This is a genomic window from Hymenobacter negativus, from assembly GCF_017571495.1.
In the GTDB taxonomy this organism is placed as follows: domain Bacteria; phylum Bacteroidota; class Bacteroidia; order Cytophagales; family Hymenobacteraceae; genus Hymenobacter; species Hymenobacter negativus.
In genome coordinates, this window is sequence record NZ_JAGETZ010000001.1 from 539,848 (window position 1) to 560,981 (window position 21,134).

Genomic DNA, 21,134 nt, shown 5'->3' on the forward strand with positions numbered 1-21,134 from the left:
TGTTTTAATCCGACGAAAATTCTCGGTGTCCCATGATGTTTGTGTGAAGCTTTTTCCCCAACGTGTTAGAGAAGTGTCTTTGCGGCACGGGCTGTTGAAGGAAGCATTATAGCAAGCTGGGGCAAACCCGCTCCTATTCACGCTAGGCGGCCACAGGCTCCGGCTCGTGCTCAGCCACCAGCGCCAGAAAATCGGTCATCAATTCGGGCGTAACACAGTTCTTGGGCAAGTCCAAGCCTTCCTGCCGGGCCAGCGCGCCGTAGAGTACCACCAGCTTATCGGGGCACAGAGCCACAACCTCACGGGCAAAATCTCCTACTTTGCTGCGTTCAGGCTGTGAGGTGAGCACGGTAGCAACAGCATCGGGCCGGTATTCTTCGCAAACCGCACGCAACTCAATAGTGGGCAGGTTCTGTCCTAGGTAAAGCGTGTGCTGCCCGCGGGCACGGAGGGCATAGTTCATGAAAAGCAGCGCCAACTCATGCAATTCATTGGCGGGCAAAAACAGCACCCAGCGCCGAGCCGATGATGGCACACACGGCAGGGCATCGGTAGCCGCCAGCATTTTCTGGCGCAGCAAATGCGCCAGCAGGTGCTCCTGGGCCGGATTTACGGTCCCGGCCAGCCACATCAGGCCAATGCGCTGCAGAAGCGGATAGGCCACAAAAAGCATCATCTTCTCGAAGCCCAGGCGGTCGGCAGCTTCGTTTAGCAGGTGGTTAAGGCGTTGCTCATCGAAGCTGAGCATGGCAGCCAGCAGCGCATTCACCTGCTGGTGATAGTCGTGGGAATCGTCGCAGCAGGCCAGTACCGCCGCCTGAATCTCGGCATCGCTGAGGCAGGCCACCTGCGAAATACGCTTGCCCCGGCCGCACAGCGTGCTCACGTTGAGCAGACGGCGCAGGTCGTCGTTGCAATACATCCGAATATTGGTGGGCGTGCGCACCGGGCGCAATAGGCCATAGCGCTGCTCCCACATCCGGATGGTGTGCGCCTTAATGCCCGAAAGCTGCTCTAGGTCGCTGATGGAGTAATGGCCCATTTCAAATAAATTAAAAAATTACGAATGAAGAATTAAAAATTAGTGCGCGGAATCTGCCTTAATATTCTGCTGCGCTGTGTTCATTCTTAATTTTTTCTTTTTTAATCTTTAACTGCTTTCGTGCCAGGTCCAAATATTTTGGTGATACCCATAAAAGACCGAACTCGGCCGAGCCGTCGCGGCCGGTGGTCTTGTGGTGGGTTTTGTGGGCCATATTGAGGGCCCTCAAATAAGCATTCTGCGACTTCTTCCAAAAACGCAGGCGGCCATGAATCAACACATCGTGTACAAAAAAATACACCGTACCGTAGCAGGCAATGCCTACACCCACCCAAAACCACCAACGCCAGCCATTATCACCGGTGATAAACAAAGCCGCCGAAATAGCCCCGTAAATCAGAAAAAACAGGTCGTTGCGTTCCACCGGGTGTGGGTGCCGCACGTGGTGCGAACGGTGCAAAAACCACAGCGGCCCGTGCTGCACAAACTTGTGCATGAACCACGCCCAGAATTCCATGAATCCAAAGGTGGCAAGGGTAATGCTAATGGCTGCGAGAACGCTCATGCAGGGGTAACCAGAACAGGAAAAGGGTTGTTCAGAAATGACGGGTTCGGTGATTAAATATTAAGCATTAGTAATTAACAATCAGCGGAATCACACTACCTGGTCACTAACCACTGATTATTAACCATCACTCATCACAAGCCTACCAACCAATCTTTTCCTTGCTCAAAAAGGCGGCAATGCCTCGGCGGCAGTCTTCGGAGCCGCGGGCTTCGGCGTTTTGCTGGGCGGCGTAGCGCAGGCCTTCTTCGAGGTCGAGCTCGGGCAGGCGGGCCAGCATCTCTTTGGTCGTTTCCATGCTCTGGGCCGAGTTTTCGTGGCACATGCGCTGGGCAAAGGCGTGTACGTTGGCTACCAACTCCTCCTTAGGCGCCAAGAAGGTGATAAGACCCATATCGAGCGCCGCCTGGGCCGAAATCGGGTCGCCGGTGAGCAGCAGGCGCTTGGTGCGGGCCTCACCAATTTTACGCAGCAGAAATACGCTGACGATGGCCGGCAGGAAGCCGATTTTTACTTCGGTGTAGCCGAATTTGGCTTCGGGTACGGCAAAGGTAAGGTCGCAGATGGCGGCCAAGCCGCAGCCGCCAGCCAGCGCGTGGCCCTGCACCTGTCCAATCACGACCTTTTTGAGCGTATAAATCTGGTGAAAGAGCTGCATGAGGTGCGTGCTATCCTCCAGATTATCGGTGTAGCCGAAGCCTTGCAGTTCCTGAATGTAGGCCAAATCGGCGCCGGCGCAGAAGACTTCACCAGCCGAGCGCAGCACAATTACTTTGGCTTCGTCGTCATTTTCAGCAAACTCAAAAGCCTGCTTTAGCTCGGTTACCACGTCAGAATTCAGCGCGTTACGCTTATCGGGGCGGTTGAGGGTGATGTAGCCGATGCGGTCCTGGACTTCGTACTGAATGTAGCGAAGGGCTTCGAGTTCGGGGGTGAGCAGGTTTTCCATAGGGTCGGGAACGGCGCGGACGGATGGGTACTGACAAACTAGATGCCGCCGGGGGTGAATTGGTGGCATCCTCTGAGGCAATTAACGCAAAAAATACGCGGATGGACTGCCAAACTCGGCCAATCACTGGGTTGAGGCGTCGAAACTGGTTGACAGCGGGCTCATTGGCTGTTTCGGTTCTAACTCGAAGCGACCCGGGGCCAGGGTTGCCTGATATGGCTTTCCGGCCAGCGGCGGTGGGCAGCGGAAGGCACCTTGCGCCGTCACGTCCCAGGTGCGAAAACCATGGGCGCGCAGGCTGGAGTCCTGTCGGGCCACGTACCAGATTTTACAGGATGAGTCGAAGACAATCCGGGCTTTATTTCCGAATACTGCTGCTACGGACTCAGGCTTTACGCGGGCGTTGCGGCGCAGCACCAGCACATCAACGGGTATGGGCGCAGTGGCCGTGGAAATCCGATTGGAGATGAAGGCAACCCGCAGGCCGCGCCAATGAACCAACACCACGGGGCCAGGCTTGAAATACAACGTTGAATTGGCGCTATCCGGGTCGGCGAGGCGCGCAACAGGCACCGTGCAGCCGCGCCAACCTATCCGGTAGGCCGTGCGCCGCGCTGCCCGCTGAATGATGCCCGGCAGCAGGCGGTAGGTGCGCTCGGTTTCGGTGAGTGGGAGCGAATCGGGGGTGACGAATTCGGCTGCTGCGCCCTGCCAGAACCCCACTGCTGAGCGGCGCGGAATGCTGTACACGATGAATTCCTCGGTGGGTGCAACGGCGCGAGCTTCGGCTATCCGGCTACTAGCGTAGCACAGCATTAGCAGCGCCGTGCCGCGCAACCAGCCCAGCCGGCGCGTATTGAGCCAAGCCAGGCCGGTTCCAATCATACCAAAAAGCAGCACCGTTTGCAAGGCGGATACGTGAACCTCGCGCACCACCCAGTCGGAAAAATGGTGGCTGATAAAGGCAATGTATTCATTGAAAGCCCAGACCATTTTCTCAAAAATCCAGGCAACACTTTTTGGCCCCCAATCCAGCCATTCGGCGGCTTTCGGAAACCACATGCTGGGCAATTCAACCAAACCCTTTACCAGTAACAATGCCAACCCCACGTACACCGCGCCGCTCGAAATTGGCACGGCTACCAGATTGGAAAACAAAAAGCTGAACGGAAACTGATGAAAATAATACAGCCCTAGTCCGAACGTAGCTACTTGTGCCGCCAATGACAGCGCCACGGCCTGCCATATCTTATTCAACGACCAGCCACTACCCTTCCAGAACCACTGCACTGCCGTAGGATGCCAAGGCCGGCGAAGGGCGTAGAAATAGCCCTCCACATCGAGCCACGCGGCAATGCGCGGTTGCACGTACACAATGCTCAACACCGCCAAAAACGAGAGCTGAAAGCCTACATCCGCCACCAGAAACGGGTTCCAGAGCAGCAGAAAAAACGCCGCCACGCCCAGCGTATTAAAGATGGAGCTTTGCCGTCCCCAGGCCCGCCCAATAATCAGAAAGGTGAACATCACCGCCGCCCGCAGCACCGATGCCGAAAGCCCCGTGAGAAAGGCATAGCTCCAAATCACGCCCAGCCCCAGCAGTGCCGACCAGATGCGGAACCCCGGCACCCGGCCGAAAAACGTTTTCAGCGCCCACGTCAGGGCAAGGTATAGCAGTCCCACCTGCAAGCCGCTCACCGCCATGATGTGCGAAGTGCCCGTGCTGCTGTAAGTCTGCTTGGTTTCCGCATCCACATCGTCTTTGATGCCTAGCACCAGCGCCGAGGCAATGGCATACTCCCGCTTGGCATGGATGTAGTGCTTGAACACGCCGTCGAGTTGCGCAGCGGTTTGCATGCTAATGGCAATGAGCAGATTGGGTGGAGCTATCCGCAGAACCCGATACTGGTCGGGGTGGACATAGTGTTGGTGGTACACCTGCCGGTACTCCAGGTAGCGGGCGTAGTCGAACTCGCCGGGATTGAGGGGCGGCTTGCTGGGGTCGGGGTGGCCGCGAATGAGCCAGACTTCGCCGTATTGGGGCTGCGCAATGCCTGCCACGCGGGGCAGCGACACCCGCACACCACCAGTGGCGGCCCGCCAACGGCCCGCTACGCGCACGGCCTGCACTCGCAATGTGGTGGCATAGGTAGCAGCGCGCACCACAGTGGCTTCGTCCACTACCGCTTGGTAGCATTCTATTTTGTTGGCGAAGCGGTAGATATGGTCGGCGCGGCGGCTGTCGGTGGCTCGCTGGGTGAGCGTAGCTCCGAAGGCCACGATGGTGAGAAGGGACAGGAGCCCGGCGGCATCTACCAAGGTGGGGTTGCGCTGGCGTGTGCTCCAGAAAAGAAAGCTCACGCTCAGCCCGGTCAGGCCCAGGGCAACCGGCCACAACTCTGGCCAATCAGTTCCCAGGTAGAGGTAGCCCACAATGCCAAGAATCAGGGCGGGCGTGTAGCGCACAAAAGGGAAAGCAGCCCAGGTAATCATATAAGCGGTAGAAAAAGAAGAATATATTCAACGAGCAATGTAGTGTTTTACCTATCAACTCCCAACTTTAATCTGCTCGGCAGCTACTGACGGCTGTATCTTGGGGCCTCGAAACATTGCCCTGCTCATGCTCTCCTTTCTGCGCCGCCTCAAGCTTAGCTATGCTGCCTACAATGTGTTTCAGCGCCGCCGACTGGCCCATAACCTGCCGGTTTATCAAAAGCTGGGACTGAATAAGCAGTACTACTCCCCCATCAGCAGTCGCGACTTTGCCCACCTGCCAGCCGATGCCGGCCTGCCGCCGGTGCTGCCGCTGGCCAGCCGGCTAACCGCTGTGCCGGCCTTCCAGGCGCTGCCCGCAGCCAGTCAGACCAGTCTGCAAGGATTTGAGGACAATGGCTTTGCGGTGCTATCCGGCTTTTTCAGCACCGAGGAAGCAGATGCTATCAATAAGGATTTAGCTAACCTCATTGCCACTCAAAAAATAAGCCTGCGCTACCGCAACAAGTTCATGTTTGCCTTCCGCAAATCCGAGCAGATTCGGGCGGCGGGCGAGGGTGCGTTGCGGGAGCTGATTTCCGCGCTGCTGGGGCACGATGCCACGCTTTTTCAAAGCATTAACTTTCTCACCGGCAGCCAGCAGCGCACCCATTCCGACAGCATTCACATGAGCACCTTTCCGCTGGGCGGCATGGCGGCGGCCTGGGTAGCACTCGAAGATATCACGCCCGGCAACGGCCCACTGCACTACTACCCCAGTAGCCACAAGCTACCCTACTACCTCAACGCCGACTACCACAACGAGGGCACCGATTGGCTCATCGGCGACAAAGACTACTCTGAATACGAGCGGTTCATCGCCGGCCGGGTAGCTGAAATGGGTTTGCAAAAGCAGATTTTTCTGGCCCGCAAAGGCGACGTTTTTGTGTGGCACGCCAACCTGATGCACGGAGGCGAGCCCCACACCGACCCTACGCAGACGCGTAAGAGCATGGTGTTTCATTATTTCAGCCAGGCTCACATCTGCTACCACGAAATCACCCAGCGCCCAGCGCTGCTGTAGCATGGACGCTGCGAGACCGCGTCGCCGTGCACAGATGAGGTATCAGTTGGCACTCGCATGCGCATGAGGGCGTGGCCTTACAGAGGGCAGGCTACAGCACCATTTTGTAGTGCTGAATCCCGGCTTCCTCAAACAGTTCGCCCTCTTTCTGGAAGCCATGCCGCTCGTAAAACCGCACGGCTCCCAATTGGGCGTTCAGGTAAATTTTGGCATCGGGTAGCTCGGCTTGCACGTCGGCCAGCACGGCGTGGAGTATCGTAGCTCCTATTTCCTGGTTGCGGAAACCTTCCAGCACAGCAAAGCGCTCCAGCTTTACGCCCTTTTCGGTTTCGCGCCAACGAGCAGCGCCGGCGGGGGTGCCATCGGCGGCGCGAGCCAGGTAGTGGCGAGCATCGGTGCGGTCGTGGATGTCGTTTTCGAGGGCTGCGGGCACGCCCTGGCCTTCTACAAATACTTTTTCGCGGATGGTGAAAGCAGCGTCAAGGTCGCGCAGGTCGGTGATGCGGTAGGCGGTAGCAGGCATGGGTATCATGTAAAAAATTTGTCATCCTAAGCGTAGCGGAGGACCTTACTGCGGTTGAACAACGGATTCAATCGTGATAAGGTCCTTCGCTACGCCTAGGATGACAGAGGGGATTTATGCAGTTCGTATTATAAGGCCTGCTCGTGGTTCACGGGCAAGGCGGGCTCCTCAACAGTCGGCTGCGCTTCTTCGAGCAGCCCCTGCTCGCGCAAGCGGCGCTCGTGGCGCTCATCGCGGCGAGTAGCGCCGTTGGCCTGGGCCTGGTGCAGCTGCTCGTCGTTGTCGAATTTGTCGTAGGCTTCCACGATTTCCTTCACCAAGCGGTGGCGCACTACGTCTTCGGAAGTCATTTCGACGTAGCCGATGCCCTTCACGTTTTTCAGGATGTCGAGCGCCTGCATCAGGCCCGACTTCTGGCGGGTGGGCAGGTCAATCTGGCTACGGTCGCCGTTCACCATCACTTTGGCGGTGGGACCCATACGGGTCAGGAACATCTTCAACTGCGAGGGCGTGGTGTTCTGGGCCTCGTCCAGCAGCACGAAGGCGTTGTTCAGGGTCCGGCCGCGCATGTAGGCCAGCGGGGCGATTTCGATGATTTTATTCTCCTGGTAGAATTTCAGCTTTTCGGCCGGAATCATGTCTTCCAAGGCGTCATAAATCGGGCGCAGGTAAGGGTCTACCTTCTCCTTCATGTCGCCGGGCAGGAAGCCCAGGCTTTCGCCGGCCTCCACCACGGGGCGCGAGATGATGATTTTTTTCACCTCTTTGTTCTTGAGCGCCCGCACGGCCAGTGCCACCGAAATGTAGGTTTTGCCGGTGCCGGCAGGGCCAAGGGTGAAGGTAAGGTCGTGGGCCATCACGGTATCCACCAGCTTTTGCTGGTTGGGGGTTTTGGCTTTGATAACACCACCTTTGGCCCCGAACAGAATAACGTCGGGCGAGGCGGCTAGTACGCGGCCTTCGGCCTCTTCGCTGGTGGCGGAGAGGTATTGGTTCACCGTTTTATCGGTAATCTGGCCGTATTGGTGGTAGTGCTCGATGAGCGAGGAAAGCAGGTCGTTGATGCGGGCAATGACTTCCGTCTGGCCCTGGATTTTGATTTCGTTGCCGCGGCTGATGATTTTGGAGCCGGGAAAAGCGGCGGCCAGCTGGCGGATATTCTGGTTGTCGGGGCCGAGGAAATCGACCAAAGACACGTTTTCGAGGGTGATGATTTTTTCGACCAAGTTGGAAGAGAGGGGGAAAGAGATTGGGAGTGGGAAAAACCGCCCGTTATCGCCCCAAACCGGCTACTTTTGCCCCGGTTCGGGCGCTGGAACAATACTACGAAAAACTACGGAACGAAGGCATGGGATTGATTACGCTGCTGACAGATTTTGGCTACCGCGACCACTACGTGGCGGCGCTAAAAGCCCGGCTGCTACACCTGGCCCCCGGCCTACCCGTCGTGGACATCAGCCACGGCGTTGAACCCTTTAACATCGCGCACGCCGTTCACGTTCTCCAAGCTGTGTTTCGGGATTTCCCGGCGGGCACCGTCCACGTCATCGGCGTGGACGACCACGGCGTGGGCCCGGAGCCGGGCTGGCAGGTGGCGCTGTTTCAAGGCCATTATTTTGTGGCCGGCGACAATGGCATTCTGGCCCTGCTCACCAGCGGCGCGCCCGAGCAGCTGGTGGCCCTGCCCGCCGCCATCACCGCCTCCCCCACCCGCGACGTGCTGCTGCCCGCCGCCGTGGCCCTGGCCCAAGGCGCGACCCTCACCGACCTCGGCCCGCTGGTAACCACATTCCACCAGCTCAACAACCGCCAAGTGCGCTTGCAGGACCACCGCGTGACCGGCCACGTGGCGCATGTGGACCACTACGGCAACCTGATTACTAACATTTCGCGCACGGCGGTGGAGGCGGTGGGCCACGGCCGGGGCTTCACCATTCACTTCGGGCGCGACGTGGTGCACGAGCTGCACCCGCACTTTTCGGCCGCTCCTCCCGGCGAGGCCGTGGCTGTATTCAATAGTCAGGATTGCCTGTGCCTGGGCATTTGCCAAGGCAACGCGTCGGAGCTACTGGGCCTGCATTTCGATTCGCAGGTGGACGTGCGGTTTAAGGTGGAATAACAGCAGGCTTTTATTGCGAGCGAAGGGTGGTAATCCTCAAGAAGAGGCATAGCCTTTTATAGAAAAAGCCCCGATTCAATGCAGAGTCGGGGCTTTTTCTGTCAGACTTACTGGGTACTTATGGAGCCTTAGTGCCAGTGCTGTCGGTCGTGGCGGTTACGGCGGAGCTATCGGATGCCGCGTTGGTGTCTTCCGATACCACGGTGGCGGTTTTATCAGCTTCGGTGGCTGTGGGCTGGCTGTTGCAGCTGCTCAGCGTGAGGGCGCCGGCCAGGGCTGGGACGGCCAGCAAGGACAGGGCGAAGGGGCGCAAAAAGGAACGTTTCATGGAACAATTAGAATGTAAAAGGAAGATAATTCTTTGGCCATCCTTTACGAGCATTAAGCTCATGGGTTGGCTAGCAAGCTGATTAGCATGGCATTATACCTGCACACAACCTAAGCTATGGCGAATGTAACTTTCTCATTATAATGAGGCTTTAATCCCGGCAACCTTTAAAAGCGAAAAAAGTATACTGTTCGAACAAGCCGGGCCGGATGACAATGGTTGTGCTGACTGCGCCGCATCTTTGCGGCATGCTAATCCGAATTGTTCGTATGACGTTTGAGCCGGAGAATGTTCCGGCATTCCTGGCCATTTTCCGCGCTTCCGAAGACCGAATTCGGCAGCAGCCCGGCTGCCAGTCGATGGAGCTTTGGCAAGACCTGCAGAACCCAGCCATCTACTGTACCCACAGCCGCTGGGACGATGAGGCGGCGCTAAATACCTACCGAAAATCGGTGCTGTTTGGGGAGGTTTGGCCAGCTACTAAGCGGCTCTTCGCGGCTTCGGCAGTGGCTTTCTCGTCGGTGACAGTCCAGTAGCCTTTCTGCCAGCCGGCCGTACTATTGGCACAGTTTGCCTGATGGTGCGGCCTGGGCAATGGCTGAAGTATGACAAAACCATCGAGCGGTTTGAGCGGTATTGCTTTCGACTGCCAGCTGCATCCCAGCCTATCTTTACTTATGCCCGATTCTCCCGATTACTTCGCTTTCTACGGCCTGACCGAGTCGTTCCGGCCCGACGAGGCAGCCCTCAAGCGCCTTTACTACGCCAAAAGCCGCGAAACGCACCCCGATTTCCACGCCACGTCCTCGCCCGAGAACCAGGCCGAGATGCTGCGCCAGGCCACCCTTAATACCGATGCCTACCGCACCCTCGCCGACCCCGACCAGCGCATGGCCTACCTCCTGCGCTCACATGGCCTGCTTGAAGAAGGCAAGCAGGAGCAGCTCCCGCCCGACTTTTTGATGGACATGATGGACCTCAACGAGCAGCTTATGGAGCTGGAAATGGAGCCCGACGCCGACGCGCAAGCCACCGTGGCCGCCGAAGTCACAGTTATTTCTGAAACGCTCGACGCCGGCATCGAGCCCGTACTCGCTGGGTATGAGCAGCTCCCCGGCGACCACCGTCCGGCGGCCCTCCAACAAATCCGCACGTACTATCTAAAAAAGCGGTATCTGTTGCGCATCCAGCAGCAAGTTGCTACCTTTGCAGCCCGCTCCTGATACCGGCAGAGCGGAATTGTTCTGAAATAAGCTCATCCTGCCCGGATGGCGGAACCGGTAGACGCGTTGGTCTCAAACACCAATACCGCAAGGTGTGCCGGTTCGACTCCGGCTCCGGGTACTTTTTTTGTTATTTGACCACGTAAACGCGGTCAGAATCGCCGAAAACCGACCTCTCACATCATCTGTGGGGGGTCGGTTTTCGGCTTTTTGCATTTGTGGTTTAACAACTGTTTAACAACATTTTTTTCTGTAAAACATGACCTCTGCAAAAGTGAAGCTTCGTAAGCCGGCACGCGCCGATGGTACCTGCCAGGTGCAGATGCAAGTCATCATCGAGCGGAAGGTGTGGGTTGACAATCTGAAAATCAACTGGCCGCCCGAACTCTTCGACGAAGAACTCGGCCAGTGCCTGGCATCCCTCCCCCCTGCCGAACGCGGCCCGGATTACAAGGCCATGCTGGAGGGCCTGACGGCTGCGGCCGGCGGTACCGTGCAGTTGCTGGCCAGGCGAGTGCGGGACCACAACCTGGCCATTGGGAAGGCCCTGGCCAAAGCCAACGAAGTATTTGTTGTGTGGCGCCTTAGCGACCAGACGCTGACACTGGAGCGATTCAAGCAGGAATACAGCACGTCCGGCAGTAAGGATGATTTCTGCGCCTACTACAAAGCCAAAGTGCAGGAGCGTTTCCGCAAGGAAAAAATCAGCGTTACGACCCGCAAAAACCACCTGAGCACTTACAACGCCCTGGTAAAATTCCGGCCATTCATTCCCTTCAGCACGCTCACGACTGATTTTGCCGATGAGTTCGATGCTTACCTCAAGAAGCACGTGCCGGGCGCCAACACGCGGTGGGGCCGGCATAAAGACGTGAAAACGTACCTGAGCCTGGCCCGGAAAGACCGCAAGAAATTCGAGGACCCCTACGCCGACTTTAAAAATAAGGAAGTGAAAGGCCAGTGGAAGCCGCTACGCACCGCTGAACTGGAAAAGCTGGAGGCCTACTATAAAATGTGTGCCCCGCGCACCAATCACCGGCGGGTGCTGGCCCGGTTCCTCTTCAACTGCTGCTCCTCCTTGCGCCTGGGGGACTTGAAAAACATTGAAAATGCGACCATTGAAAACCAGGAAATGACCTGGAAAATGCACAAGACCTACGCCAAAACGCTACAGGAAAGCATGCTGCCCCTTACCTATCGGGCATTGGGCTACCTAAAGGATGCGCAGGAAGAAGAGGGATTGCCGGGGTTCTATAATTACGCCGACCCTACCTCTAACCGGCTGCTCGTCGCCATTGGCCAGCGGCTGGGCATTGAATCGCGGATGCATCACCACGTCGGCCGCGAGACGTTTGCCACCGAATTCATCCGGCGGGGTGGCAAGGTGGAAGTGCTTCAGAAGCTAATGGGGCATTCCAAGATTACGACGACCATGAAATACGTGCACGTCGACGCCGACATGAAGCGTGCAGCCATCGAGCAACTCAATGCCCAGGATATCGGTGCGGAGCTGGCCAAGCTGGCAATGGCATAAAAAAAGGCCCTGAGAACGCTCAGGGCCTTTTTTTTATGCTGCGATGTTTCGCTTTTCAGTGCCTAGCTCCGCTACCAAATTCGCCACAGAGTGAAGCATAGCAATCTCGGGCTCTGTTAGCGTTTGGCCGGTGCGCAGGAACTCGAAGAAAACCCGGCGCAGGACAGCCTGTACCGCATCCATGTCATCGTTCAACGCATAAAACTTGCTCACACTGAGCGACGGCTCAGGCATAGGGAGTTGGGCGGGCTCTGTACTGGTGCTCATAAATGTGGGAAATGATGTGTTTGCCCCTCGTCAACGCCAATGCTAATCAAATAGTCCATCGGTTTGGCGTGGTGGTAGAATGCCTTGAAACGATGCAACCTCACGGCGCATTACATACTGCAAAAAAAATGCCCTAACTGTCTGCTAGGGCATTTTTTTGAGCAAATATCATAACGATGTGACCACCATAAATTTGACACGGCAGATAAGTATAATGGTCAAATTTTGGCATTGTTCTTACCGAGAAAAAGGACACTATCCGCTCGTCAAAGTGAGTTGACTACAGTGGGAAATAAGTGCATGAATGGATGATATGAAGAAGGAAGAATGGAACGCATTTTCCATTGGTCCCACTGTTTAACTGTAACCATAGGTATTTCCAAACTCCTACTACCGTCATTAAATCCCATTCGAGGCACTTCAGCTAATCCAAAATGATAAAATACTAGCAGCCCGGCAACATACGCCATGCTCGGACCATCATATATGCTTCTCATGCCAAGCACCTGAGCATCACCTCTAATCCGACCTTGTGGGATTATTGCATTGTAAACAAAAGGTGCAAAGCTATCACGATGGCTAGCCGAGAAGTCTAGGGTTTGCTGCTTGGTACCTTTAAGGAAGTTGTACAGGTGAAAGCGTAACTGCTCTTCTTGGTCATCTGATAGCTTAATGTGCTTGAATGCTTCATGTTGACAGGCGGAAGCTCGCCATAGTTGCATCCATACAAATAGGCTAAACATCAATGAGTCGACCTTTGAGGGTAATAAGAAATTGAGCTCGTTTCCACCCAGTAATTTCCTGTGTACTATCGGAAAATCAGCACGATGATTTGCCTTCCGGTAGCGCCTGTAAAAAGAGTTGCTTATGTCTGTTTCAACTATTCCCATACGCCGCTCACATTCGGAACACAACATAAAGTCCTCTTTTGGGGTCGATTGCTGAGTCTTCTTCTCAAAGGATATGTCATCCCCCTTCACGACCATTAGGTATAACTTCCCTTGGTGCTTTTCCCCAAAAAGGCCCTTCGTTGCAAAATCGGTAACTATATGAGCGTTTCTCTTATCAGCAGGTCTTTCCCTGCACAGTAAGCATATATCTGCGGGCCCCCTGGTTGTTCCTGTTTTCATATTAAGCAGTAATATATTTCGCAACGGTGCTGGGAGAAATGCCCAGAGTGCGGGCGATGAAGCCGTTTGACTTGCCTTGGGCTTTGAGGTCCCGCGCCTGCTCTACCACCACCGAAGCTTTTGTCGGGGCACCGAGCTTCATTCCGGCCGCTTTCTTCTTGGCCAGGGCCGCTCGGGTATTCTCTGAAATCTTAATCAGGTCCTGGGCCGCGATGGTGGCCAGCATCGAAACGATGACATCGCCGAACGGCCCGAGGGAGTCGAGGTAGGGCTCGGTGAAGGATTTGTAATTCACCCCATGGTCGCGCAGTTCCTTCAGGTACTTCAGCGTGGGCAGCGCCCCTTCCCGGCTGAAGCGGTCCAGGCGCCAGAACACGACCAGGTCGAACTTCTTCTGGTAGGCTTCGAGGAGTAGCTGCTTGAATTCGGTGCGGTCGGACTTGCCACCGGATACCTCCTCGGTGAACACCTTGTATATAGTGCCGTGCTTCTCGGCGAATTCGCGGAGTTGGTGCACTTGGTTCTCCGGGTCCTGGCCTTTGTCGCGCGTAGAAACGCGAGCATAGATTGCAACTCTCATATTCGAATTAGTTCGTATTATTCAACGAATTAATCACTCTCCTTTATAAGAATCATGATTTCAAATCACGTAAGGACTTCTGCTCCACGTCCACCTTTGTACCACTACTCCGATGCTAATGGAGTATTAGGCATGCTAGATAGCAAGCGCTTATGGTTTTCGCATCTTTTGTATATGAACGATGCTGAAGAATGGTCATATGCTGTCGAAATGTTAACTAAAGTTCTAAAAGAATTTAAAGACGTCAATACCGATGAGCCATTACTAGACTTTCAGGACGCAATACAAGACATTATTTTCTTTGATTATTTTCAAGATATTTACAGCTTTTCCCTCTCAGAATCACCAGATTTACTGAGCCAGTGGCGTGGTTACTGTCCGAACGGAGGATATTCGTTCTCTTTTGATGATTGGCATCTGGACCAGATGGTTGCGAAGTACAAGCTCATTTTCGAACCATGTGTATATGAAGAGGAAGCCCAACGGGAGTTTATATTAAACAGAATTATTGGGCTGAGACCTGAACAAGTTCATGCCGATTACCAATTAGGAAACGCGGCTAAGTACACCAAAAAGGCCATTTCAGATAAAATAATCTCGTCTTTTTTCCTGCTGGGCCTGATAAAGCACCCGACTTTTGGTGAGGAAAGGGAATGGAGAATGATAGCCCATCAAAGCCGTTTGGGAAACATCAAGGAATACTTGCAGTTCAGAAGCGGTCATAATATCATTATCCCTTACCTCAACCTTGAAATCCCTATTTATCCGGGTCTGCATCCCGACAACAACCCAAACATTAGGGAGTTGCATGTTAACGAAGTAATAGTTGGGCCAAGTGCTCAGCAAACACTAGCTTTCAATGCTTTTAGAATGATGCTGTACCCGAAACTTGGTATGTACCCGAAAATACATAAGTCACAAATTCCCTATAGAACTTGGTAAACCTAAACTAAGCAAAAACAGCCTCCAAAAAAGGGTGTAAAAAAACGGCCCGGAAAACTGCGTTTCCGGGCCGTTTTGGCACTAGATAAAACCCTCCAGAAAACGTCCGTTTATTGGAGACCTTGCGGTTCACGAAACTCATCTTCGAAGGTTAGTTTTCTGAACTCATTAACTGAACCAGTTTTTTGAACGCCGACTGCCCCGCTAGCCGCTAAAGTGAGCTGGTCAGCGGCAGTTCAGCAAAACGAGCATTTATATTGTGGTCTCGCACTAAGCCAATGGAAGTAAGAATCGACACAAACTATTCCCCGGCAGAAATCCAAGAATTGTGTGCCATGCTGGTGAGCAGCGGCGTGGTAACGCCGCAAGAAATGGCCCGCGAAGAGGCTTTCTTCCAGGGGCTGGAACTCGATTTCTTGAGCATCAATAATTTGCTGCTGCCCTTTTGGGAAAAGTTTGTCGGTCATTCGATGGTAGAACGGGACCTAGCCATTCGGCTGCACGGCCACGACGCTTTTTATCGCCCGTTCACCCAGCGGTTGCTGGACCGTTCCCCGCTAGGGCGGCACGCCCCGCGGTGTACCATCGCTCCCCACAGCGGTGAACTCACCGTTCGGGCCGGGGAACACGCCGGGGGCTTTCTCTTTCGTACCTATCCCGACTACCTGGCGGGGGTGTCCAGACTTCTGAATTCACTGTTCCACCAAGAAGGAGCCGATGCGGCCTACCATCCAATTGGATTCGACGAGGCCGTGTATTTTCTGCTGCTGACCGAATCACAATACCAGTACTTACTTACCCACCGTGTGCTTCTGTTCCGAGGGGTGGAGTACCCGGAAATCGAGGCGTGGCGAGCAACGCTAACGGACGAGGACCGTGTTTTTTAAGCCCACCCGTTCACTTTAACGGTGGTTTAAATTAACGAGGGATTAAGAACTGTTAAACATATTTGTGTTCTCCCAGCGCATACGACTATTTTTTATCCTACCATGCTCCGCTTACTGGACACGCTGTTCCGCTGCTATTATAACCTTGCTTCCAAAGGACAGCCTCCATACAGTCGGATAGCCACTGCGCATACGGGATTATGGCTGTTCCTCGCCTTTTTTATCATTGGGCTTTACGCCTTGCTGATGAAGCTTTTCGACAACGAGTACTTGCCCCCCATTTCTCGTTTGTTGTACGTTGTTCTTTGCGGGACGGCGGCGGGGGCAAGTGTGCTCTACTACACGAGGCACCCCGCCAGCTATTGGGACGCCTATCAAGGAGACAAGGGAAATAGAAGGGTGTTCTACGCGTTGCTTGGCGTGTTCTCCTACGGCTTCCTGGCATTCTTGAGTTCTTGGCTATAATTCCACGAAAACGGTCGTCTAAATTAACGAGCGTAGTAACATACTTAGGGCCTAACTACCTGACTTGGCCGAAATCGAAACTGACATGACAACCCAAGTGTGCGAGTTTGTTGCCTACGGCGAAACAGAAGGCGCGCCTTTGTGCGTCTGCTCTTTGGCCAGCGCGCAGGTTTGGCAGGGTGCTGAACACGACCGGACCCGGTACTGGGAGGTGGTCGAAGCAATGGGACAAGACCTTCTGTTTCGGTTCGATGCGCAACACCACTTTTTCAACACGGAGACCGGCAATTTTGCCTTATTCCGGTCGGCCGACGCAACGGAGCTGGTGGTGGCGGAAGTCATTACCGCCGAAGAATCAGCCGCCCTGCCTTGGCGGGGAGCCCGGTTCTCGGTCAATCCTGACACGCGAACGCTGTTGCCGTTACGGGGCTGGATGTGCTTCTTCGACGCTGCGCTGACCTTGCCCGCGCCCCTGTTGCCCCAGGCCGCGCTGTACGCCGTGGACAAAAGCGCCCCTTGGAATGCCGCCGTGCTGGACTGCCGCTATGATGCGGCCTACGAGGTCACTTTCAGGTCCGATACCCTACACTTGGAAGGCATTTGCTTTCGCCAAGAGGCTCTTTAAGGCAAGTACCAGCCGTTTAGCGAAACGGTCCAAACAACAGATAAAGCCGAATAGGCCATAGCGTCAGCTGATTTGCTCAAAAAGCTGCGGTGTAGTCAGCGGGGGCAAATCGGAGATGTATAGGTTTTGGGTGTTATCGTACCAGTCATGCGCCAAGGGCAACGTGTCCCGGAAAATAGCAGAGTCCTGTAACACCCGAAACAGGCTGATGGTGTGCCACCCGGCGGGAATAGAAGGAAACGGCTTAAGGTACTGCTGGGTGACAAACACCAACTCATAGTCGAGGGCAAAAACGCGTTCTCTCCTTTTGTCCAGTCCAAAGCGAAACCGGTGACCGATGTGAACTTCTTCGGGGTTGCGTCGGGTCAATAGAGTCAATAACCCCATTCCCTTCAACTCCGGGTAGGCATCGGCAAATCGGCGCTTTATTTCGGCGACGGTCTCCGGGTCCACATACCCTGCTACTTTTAGAATGACCATAGTTCAGGAAAAGGGTCCAATGGTAAACGAGCCTATAATTTAACTACTCTACTGGCGCGGCCGGTCGCGGGGTCGCGCAGCAAATAGAGGCCGACGGGTAAGGTGCTGACGTCGACGGGTTGCTCGGACACCGCGCCGGCACGCACCGTCTGGCCCAGCCGATTGAGCAACTGATAGGCCTGGCCGGGGGTGCCGTGCAGGGTAAGCCGGTCGGTTGCCGGGTTGGGGGCGGCGCGCAGGGCTTCGCGGGGCCGGGCGGTCGCGGTGGGCAAGGGCCCGGCGGCCGCCGTCACGGTGAGGGCGTAGCGGCTACAGGGCGTTCGGTCGAGGGAGGAAACCACCAGCACTAGCGTTTCGCCGGCAGCGGCCTCTACCGAGCAGGAGCGCGTCATCGGGGGGCCAACATAAATGCTGTTGTCGGCCCGGTAGTTGGTGGCCAGGTTAGCGGGGTCGAAGGTGCCGGCGTACGCGCTGACCAGCAGGCCGGCCCGCGCATCGGTGCAGGTCGAGTTCAGGGCGAGGGTAAAACACATCGGGCTGGCGGCCGTGTTGGCAATCGTGTGGGTGGCGTAAAAAGACGTGCCGGTCGGCGTGGGAGGGTTCAGGCCAGGAAACGCCCTAGGGCTGGCGCAGGTGGACGCGGTGCCCGTGGTGATCATCATCTGACGGGTCGTTGGGCTGGTGGCGTCGAGGCTACCGATGAAGACGCGGGGGAATTGGGCGAAGCCCGCGCGGCTGAGTACCAGCAACAGGGCCAGAAGTAGCGAAATTTTCATGCGCGCAAGGAATGGGTCGGCCCCCTTGGTGCAAAAACTACGCCGGAGCACCCGGTCGCAGCGCTCCGTTTCTTATGCAAGCGCTTCTCGTTCACGAAAACGGTCCCAAACGCTAAAAAGAGCAATTAGGAGCGACCTAGTGGTTTCTAAGATTGACTGTGCTGTACTTGGCTGCTTTTTGTTGGTTGTTTGTGACAGCAGTTGTGCAATAACAGCAGCGCCGGCATTTAATAGTCATGTTCCTCCTCCCTTCGTTGCATCGCATTCGCCGGCTGCTACTACTGATTTTCGCGTTCCCCTGGGCAGACTTCGCACAGGGCGTCCCTCCCCCATTCGCCTGGTGCTGGCAACGAGGATTTTCCGTCCCGGAAGGCCCGAACGGCGTGGTACTGGCCCTGGTGTGGGCGCACGGCAACCTCTACATCGGGGGCCGCTTCACGAGGGTGGGCGGGCTAGCCGCTCGAAATGTCGCCCGCTGGGATGGCCACCGCTGGCACAGCCTCGGCCAAGGGGCGGACAACGGTGTCGGGGTGCCCTACCAGTACACCAATTACAGCAACGGCCGGCAGTACCTGCCGACCGCCACGGTCCGGGCACTCGCGGTCGGCCCCAAAGGGGAGGTGTACGTCGGCGGCGAATTTGTGCAGGCGGGGCAAGTGGCGGTCACCGGCCTCGCCCGCTGGGATGGCCGTCGGTGGGGCGTTGTCGGCGATTTTCGGCAGCGGGAGGAAGCCATCATCGCCCAGCGCGAGGCACAGGCGCAGCGCCGCTGGGACGCCAACCAGCGCCGCCTTTACACGTCTGACTTCCAGCAACGCTACTCCAGCGTGCTGCCTCGGAGCCGCGCGGTGCTGGCGCTGGCCGTGACCGCCACCGGTACGCTGTATGCCGGGGGCGACTTCCTGTATGCGGCCAGTACCTACCCAACCGACACCGCGGCCAGCAGCGTGGCATGCTGGGATGGCCGTGCCTGGACCGTCCCCGGCCGGGGGGTGCCGGGGACGGTGCACGCGCTCGCCGCCGCGGCGGATGGCCGGGTATACGCGGGCGGGGACCTCTGGAACGGGCAGCGGACCACCCCGGATGTGCGCGGCCGCGTGGCCTGCTGGGACGGGACGACCTGGACCACCATCGGCACGGCGCACAACGACTACGGCACGGAAATGGGCGCCGGCATCCCCGGCGTCGTCCACGCGCTGGCCGTGTTGCCCGATGGCACCCTCTGTGCCGCTGGCCGGGGCGAGGGCCACCGGTCTGTCAGGGGGGATACGGCCAATACCGTGGCGCGGTGGGATGGCCGCGCCTGGCATTGCTTCGGGCCGGGCGGGCTTTACCCCTACGCCACCATTTACGCGTTGGCTCAAGCGGCGGCCGGCCGCCTGTACGCGGCCGGCCAGCTGGTCGATTCGGTGGGCGGACGGCCTCGTCTGCTACGCTGGGACGGCCACACGTGGCGACAACTCGGGCCGGCTGAGCCGGCGGCCGCTATTAACACGGTCCAGGCCCTGGCCGTGACACCCGCCGGTAAGGTGTTCGCCGGGGGCCACTTTCAGGACAGCAGCGCCCACCCGGTTATGCACTACTTGGTCCGCTGGGCCAGCCGGCGCTAGGACTACTGGCGTCCGCTGGTTTCGATGATGCGGAGCGGAGCTTCTGCTTACGGCGCAGGGCGCTACCCGACCGCTTGCCGGCTAACGAGCGGGCATTTCGTGAAAACCTGGAATACTTCTCTTCTATGGGCCGGGCAGCCTACGGAAAGGAGTTTAGCAAAACGGTCCGAAAGTAAAACTGCTTTGTTTAGAATAACGAGGGATAGCCTACTTATCTACACCCCCTCATCATGTACGGGTCTTCCCCATCATGAATGGTATAGGTAAAGTCTTTGTCGGCAAAATCCATATCCGCGCTATTGCTGGGCGTCAGGGAATGGAAGGAGCGGACATCGATGGTCGCCAGGCTGATGCCTTGGCGGGAAGAAGGACAATTTACTTCACCATCCATCCAAGTCAGATACCGGTCACCGGCAACGACAAACCGCTCGTTGGTGAAATAAGTAACCCGTAGCGGCCCCTTTAGCACGGTGGAGAAGCGGAAATTCGCTGCCCGAAAAAGGCCATAGCCGGCGGCCATCAGGCCGAACAGCGTTAAGGCTTTTACAGTCGTGTTCATCATGCTAGCTGGTATTGCGCTACTTGTTGCTTCCAAGATGCAAATGAGCGTTCAGGTAAACGGTCGTGGCCTAAACGCGCTCCGTTCAAAAACAGGAGCTGTTGCCTGAACGAAGGACACCTACCTTATTTCTTCACCTGGGGGAGGATTGGAATTCGGTTAGGTCCATCAGCAGGGCGGCCAGAGCGGCGAAAGGCGGCGGTGTCCATTTTAACAGCTAGGGCCGGCGCCGTGCGTTTTGGAGCGGCTGCGCCGTTGGGGCGCGGCACCCCTTTCCCCAAGTGGGCTTTGGGTGCAGGGACGGGCCTTGTTTGCGCGGAAGCGGGCCAGGAAAGGCTCAGGAACATGAAGCCAAGCAGATACAAAGGTGTGCGTTGCATAACCAGGGGAAAGGTGAATGAATGAAGGTACTAAACAGGACTAGCATGTACCGTTCACTCAAACGGTCCGAATGGAATAACGAACCATTTTACATACTCTAACTAGGTTTCGGCGGAAGGTGAATCAAAAGGTAAAGTGGTAGCCCATTACCGTTTTTTTAAATAACGAGTCGTAGTACTGTTTGCTCACAGGTTGAGCATAGTAGCCTCTATTTTCCAAGATGTTGACCACCGTATAAATCACCTCCTGGCCATTCCCTCGTTGCGTGGCAAAGATGTAAAAGCAATTGCCCTGCACTTCCAGTAAATCCCCTTCCACGATTACCGAATAGTTCTCTTCGGGTTTGCGGAAAAGTACGGACTTCCCGGATGCGCTTTCCGTTTCATCGACGTAATAACCAGCACACAGCGGCGTGCCACCTTTAGTGGCAGGGGCACAGGCACTCAAGCTGGCCGTAAGCCCAACTCCCAACAGCACGCAATGCCTGCTCATGTTATGTAGGACAGTAGCGAATCCCTCACGAAAAAGCTGGGGCATATAGACGAACGTAGTTTACACAAACGGTGGTCTAAATTAACGAGCGTATTATTAGG

24 protein-coding genes and 1 tRNA gene are annotated in these 21,134 nt (G+C 56.1%); 11 read left to right on the forward strand and 14 right to left on the reverse strand.

The genetic code is table 11. The features are described from left to right. Nucleotides 1-142: 142 nt before the first annotated feature. The 4 genes from J4E00_RS02320 to J4E00_RS02335 all read right to left on the reverse strand — a co-directional run bounded on the left by J4E00_RS02320 (nt 143) and on the right by J4E00_RS02335 (nt 5,049). Entirely contained in the window at nt 143-1,042 is a 900-nt protein-coding gene (locus tag J4E00_RS02320; protein WP_208173392.1) for a MerR family transcriptional regulator, read from the reverse strand. A gap of 58 nt (nt 1,043-1,100) precedes the next feature. Continuing rightward, complete coding sequence (locus J4E00_RS02325; protein WP_236049389.1) at nt 1,101-1,559, reverse strand: sterol desaturase family protein; 459 nt, start codon at nt 1,557-1,559, stop codon at nt 1,101-1,103. Between the two features lie 190 nt (nt 1,560-1,749). Further along, the gene (locus J4E00_RS02330; protein ID WP_208173394.1) at nt 1,750-2,556 is read right to left on the reverse strand and encodes an enoyl-CoA hydratase/isomerase family protein; all 807 of its coding nucleotides are present in this window, start codon (nt 2,554-2,556) and stop codon (nt 1,750-1,752) included. Nucleotides 2,557-2,679: 123 nt separating this feature from the next. Further along, nucleotides 2,680-5,049, reverse strand: a complete 2,370-nt coding sequence (locus J4E00_RS02335; protein WP_208173395.1) for a ComEC/Rec2 family competence protein — start codon at nt 5,047-5,049, stop codon at nt 2,680-2,682. Between the two features lie 127 nt (nt 5,050-5,176). Between J4E00_RS02335 and J4E00_RS02340 the strand changes: the two genes are divergently transcribed. Further along, a complete protein-coding gene (locus tag J4E00_RS02340; protein WP_208173396.1) occupies nt 5,177-6,112 on the forward strand; it encodes a phytanoyl-CoA dioxygenase family protein in 936 nt (311 codons plus the stop codon). Nucleotides 6,113-6,203: 91 nt separating this feature from the next. Here J4E00_RS02340 and J4E00_RS02345 read toward each other — a convergent pair whose 3' ends face one another. Together J4E00_RS02345 and J4E00_RS02350 are read right to left on the reverse strand one after the other, a co-directional pair. Beyond that, nucleotides 6,204-6,635, reverse strand: a complete 432-nt coding sequence (locus J4E00_RS02345; RefSeq protein ID WP_208173397.1) for a GNAT family N-acetyltransferase — start codon at nt 6,633-6,635, stop codon at nt 6,204-6,206. A 128-nt stretch (nt 6,636-6,763) separates the two neighbouring features. Beyond that, complete coding sequence (locus tag J4E00_RS02350; RefSeq protein ID WP_208173398.1) at nt 6,764-7,861, reverse strand: PhoH family protein; 1,098 nt, start codon at nt 7,859-7,861, stop codon at nt 6,764-6,766. Nucleotides 7,862-7,890: 29 nt separating this feature from the next. On the opposite strand from J4E00_RS02350, the gene J4E00_RS02355 reads away from it, so the two are divergent. Continuing rightward, entirely contained in the window at nt 7,891-8,754 is an 864-nt protein-coding gene (locus tag J4E00_RS02355) for an SAM-dependent chlorinase/fluorinase (protein WP_317196582.1), read from the forward strand. Nucleotides 8,755-8,872: 118 nt separating this feature from the next. On the opposite strand, the gene J4E00_RS02360 is transcribed toward J4E00_RS02355, so the two are convergent. Beyond that, entirely contained in the window at nt 8,873-9,082 is a 210-nt protein-coding gene (locus J4E00_RS02360; RefSeq protein WP_208173399.1) for a hypothetical protein, read from the reverse strand. Between the two features lie 248 nt (nt 9,083-9,330). On the opposite strand from J4E00_RS02360, the gene J4E00_RS02365 reads away from it, so the two are divergent. From J4E00_RS02365 to J4E00_RS02380, 4 genes are all read left to right on the forward strand, one after another. Next, nucleotides 9,331-9,618: a putative quinol monooxygenase gene (locus J4E00_RS02365; RefSeq protein ID WP_208173400.1), complete on the forward strand. Its 288-nt coding sequence runs from the start codon at nt 9,331-9,333 to the stop codon at nt 9,616-9,618. A 141-nt stretch (nt 9,619-9,759) separates the two neighbouring features. Next, nucleotides 9,760-10,305, forward strand: coding sequence for an iron-sulfur cluster co-chaperone HscB C-terminal domain-containing protein (locus J4E00_RS02370; protein ID WP_208173401.1), 546 nt, complete (start codon nt 9,760-9,762; stop codon nt 10,303-10,305). Nucleotides 10,306-10,344: 39 nt separating this feature from the next. After that, a tRNA-Leu gene (locus J4E00_RS02375) sits at nt 10,345-10,426 on the forward strand. Between the two features lie 138 nt (nt 10,427-10,564). After that, nucleotides 10,565-11,839: a site-specific integrase gene (locus J4E00_RS02380; RefSeq protein WP_208173402.1), complete on the forward strand. Its 1,275-nt coding sequence runs from the start codon at nt 10,565-10,567 to the stop codon at nt 11,837-11,839. A gap of 33 nt (nt 11,840-11,872) precedes the next feature. Here J4E00_RS02380 and J4E00_RS02385 read toward each other — a convergent pair whose 3' ends face one another. From J4E00_RS02385 to J4E00_RS02395, 3 genes are all read right to left on the reverse strand, one after another. After that, entirely contained in the window at nt 11,873-12,106 is a 234-nt protein-coding gene (locus tag J4E00_RS02385; protein ID WP_208173403.1) for a hypothetical protein, read from the reverse strand. Nucleotides 12,107-12,372: 266 nt separating this feature from the next. Next, nucleotides 12,373-13,236 (reverse strand): hypothetical protein, encoded by an 864-nt coding sequence (locus J4E00_RS02390; RefSeq protein WP_208173404.1) that lies wholly within the window; start codon nt 13,234-13,236, stop codon nt 12,373-12,375. A gap of 1 nt (nt 13,237) precedes the next feature. After that, complete coding sequence (locus J4E00_RS02395; protein WP_208173405.1) at nt 13,238-13,816, reverse strand: recombinase family protein; 579 nt, start codon at nt 13,814-13,816, stop codon at nt 13,238-13,240. A gap of 96 nt (nt 13,817-13,912) precedes the next feature. Between J4E00_RS02395 and J4E00_RS02400 the strand changes: the two genes are divergently transcribed. The 4 genes from J4E00_RS02400 to J4E00_RS02415 all read left to right on the forward strand — a co-directional run bounded on the left by J4E00_RS02400 (nt 13,913) and on the right by J4E00_RS02415 (nt 16,735). Next, a complete protein-coding gene (locus J4E00_RS02400) occupies nt 13,913-14,758 on the forward strand; it encodes a DUF2971 domain-containing protein (protein WP_208173406.1) in 846 nt (281 codons plus the stop codon). Between the two features lie 278 nt (nt 14,759-15,036). Next, on the forward strand, nt 15,037-15,645 hold the full coding sequence (locus J4E00_RS02405) for a hypothetical protein (RefSeq protein WP_208173407.1): 609 nt from the start codon (nt 15,037-15,039) through the stop codon (nt 15,643-15,645). A 102-nt stretch (nt 15,646-15,747) separates the two neighbouring features. Then, nucleotides 15,748-16,110, forward strand: coding sequence for a hypothetical protein (locus J4E00_RS02410; protein WP_208173408.1), 363 nt, complete (start codon nt 15,748-15,750; stop codon nt 16,108-16,110). A gap of 64 nt (nt 16,111-16,174) precedes the next feature. Next, nucleotides 16,175-16,735 (forward strand): hypothetical protein, encoded by a 561-nt coding sequence (locus tag J4E00_RS02415; RefSeq protein ID WP_208173409.1) that lies wholly within the window; start codon nt 16,175-16,177, stop codon nt 16,733-16,735. Between the two features lie 63 nt (nt 16,736-16,798). On the opposite strand, the gene J4E00_RS02420 is transcribed toward J4E00_RS02415, so the two are convergent. Both J4E00_RS02420 and J4E00_RS02425 read right to left on the reverse strand, forming a co-directional pair. Then, nucleotides 16,799-17,215, reverse strand: coding sequence for a hypothetical protein (locus J4E00_RS02420; protein WP_208173410.1), 417 nt, complete (start codon nt 17,213-17,215; stop codon nt 16,799-16,801). A 32-nt stretch (nt 17,216-17,247) separates the two neighbouring features. After that, nucleotides 17,248-17,991, reverse strand: a complete 744-nt coding sequence (locus tag J4E00_RS02425) for a T9SS type A sorting domain-containing protein (RefSeq protein WP_208173411.1) — start codon at nt 17,989-17,991, stop codon at nt 17,248-17,250. Between the two features lie 530 nt (nt 17,992-18,521). On the opposite strand from J4E00_RS02425, the gene J4E00_RS02430 reads away from it, so the two are divergent. After that, a complete protein-coding gene (locus J4E00_RS02430; RefSeq protein ID WP_208173412.1) occupies nt 18,522-19,601 on the forward strand; it encodes a hypothetical protein in 1,080 nt (359 codons plus the stop codon). A 211-nt stretch (nt 19,602-19,812) separates the two neighbouring features. Here the strand turns inward: J4E00_RS02430 and J4E00_RS02435 are convergent, their stop codons facing one another. Together J4E00_RS02435 and J4E00_RS02440 are read right to left on the reverse strand one after the other, a co-directional pair. Then, on the reverse strand, nt 19,813-20,163 hold the full coding sequence (locus tag J4E00_RS02435; RefSeq protein WP_208173413.1) for a hypothetical protein: 351 nt from the start codon (nt 20,161-20,163) through the stop codon (nt 19,813-19,815). A 501-nt stretch (nt 20,164-20,664) separates the two neighbouring features. Further along, nucleotides 20,665-21,078 carry a hypothetical protein gene (locus J4E00_RS02440; RefSeq protein ID WP_208173414.1) on the reverse strand — a complete coding sequence of 138 codons (414 nt, stop codon included), beginning with the start codon at nt 21,076-21,078 and terminating at the stop codon, nt 20,665-20,667. Between the last annotated feature and the right edge of the window lie 56 nt (nt 21,079-21,134).

What these genes read in the sequence shown, in the direction of transcription:
- J4E00_RS02320 (WP_208173392.1), bottom strand. Translation starts at nt 1,042, where the DNA reads ATGGGCCATTACTCCATCAGCGACCTAGAGCAGCTTTCGGGCATTAAG.
- J4E00_RS02325 (WP_236049389.1), bottom strand. Translation starts at nt 1,559, where the DNA reads ATGGAATTCTGGGCGTGGTTCATGCACAAGTTTGTGCAGCACGGGCCG.
- J4E00_RS02330 (WP_208173394.1), bottom strand. Translation starts at nt 2,556, where the DNA reads ATGGAAAACCTGCTCACCCCCGAACTCGAAGCCCTTCGCTACATTCAG.
- J4E00_RS02335 (WP_208173395.1), bottom strand. Translation starts at nt 5,049, where the DNA reads ATGATTACCTGGGCTGCTTTCCCTTTTGTGCGCTACACGCCCGCCCTG.
- J4E00_RS02340 (WP_208173396.1), top strand. Translation starts at nt 5,177, where the DNA reads ATGCTCTCCTTTCTGCGCCGCCTCAAGCTTAGCTATGCTGCCTACAAT.
- J4E00_RS02345 (WP_208173397.1), bottom strand. Translation starts at nt 6,635, where the DNA reads ATGCCTGCTACCGCCTACCGCATCACCGACCTGCGCGACCTTGACGCT.
- J4E00_RS02360 (WP_208173399.1), bottom strand. Translation starts at nt 9,082, where the DNA reads ATGAAACGTTCCTTTTTGCGCCCCTTCGCCCTGTCCTTGCTGGCCGTC.
- J4E00_RS02365 (WP_208173400.1), top strand. Translation starts at nt 9,331, where the DNA reads ATGCTAATCCGAATTGTTCGTATGACGTTTGAGCCGGAGAATGTTCCG.
- J4E00_RS02370 (WP_208173401.1), top strand. Translation starts at nt 9,760, where the DNA reads ATGCCCGATTCTCCCGATTACTTCGCTTTCTACGGCCTGACCGAGTCG.
- J4E00_RS02380 (WP_208173402.1), top strand. Translation starts at nt 10,565, where the DNA reads ATGACCTCTGCAAAAGTGAAGCTTCGTAAGCCGGCACGCGCCGATGGT.
- J4E00_RS02385 (WP_208173403.1), bottom strand. Translation starts at nt 12,106, where the DNA reads ATGAGCACCAGTACAGAGCCCGCCCAACTCCCTATGCCTGAGCCGTCG.
- J4E00_RS02390 (WP_208173404.1), bottom strand. Translation starts at nt 13,236, where the DNA reads ATGAAAACAGGAACAACCAGGGGGCCCGCAGATATATGCTTACTGTGC.
- J4E00_RS02395 (WP_208173405.1), bottom strand. Translation starts at nt 13,816, where the DNA reads ATGAGAGTTGCAATCTATGCTCGCGTTTCTACGCGCGACAAAGGCCAG.
- J4E00_RS02405 (WP_208173407.1), top strand. Translation starts at nt 15,037, where the DNA reads ATGGAAGTAAGAATCGACACAAACTATTCCCCGGCAGAAATCCAAGAA.
- J4E00_RS02410 (WP_208173408.1), top strand. Translation starts at nt 15,748, where the DNA reads ATGCTCCGCTTACTGGACACGCTGTTCCGCTGCTATTATAACCTTGCT.
- J4E00_RS02420 (WP_208173410.1), bottom strand. Translation starts at nt 17,215, where the DNA reads ATGGTCATTCTAAAAGTAGCAGGGTATGTGGACCCGGAGACCGTCGCC.
- J4E00_RS02425 (WP_208173411.1), bottom strand. Translation starts at nt 17,991, where the DNA reads ATGAAAATTTCGCTACTTCTGGCCCTGTTGCTGGTACTCAGCCGCGCG.
- J4E00_RS02435 (WP_208173413.1), bottom strand. Translation starts at nt 20,163, where the DNA reads ATGATGAACACGACTGTAAAAGCCTTAACGCTGTTCGGCCTGATGGCC.
- J4E00_RS02440 (WP_208173414.1), bottom strand. Translation starts at nt 21,078, where the DNA reads ATGCCCCAGCTTTTTCGTGAGGGATTCGCTACTGTCCTACATAACATG.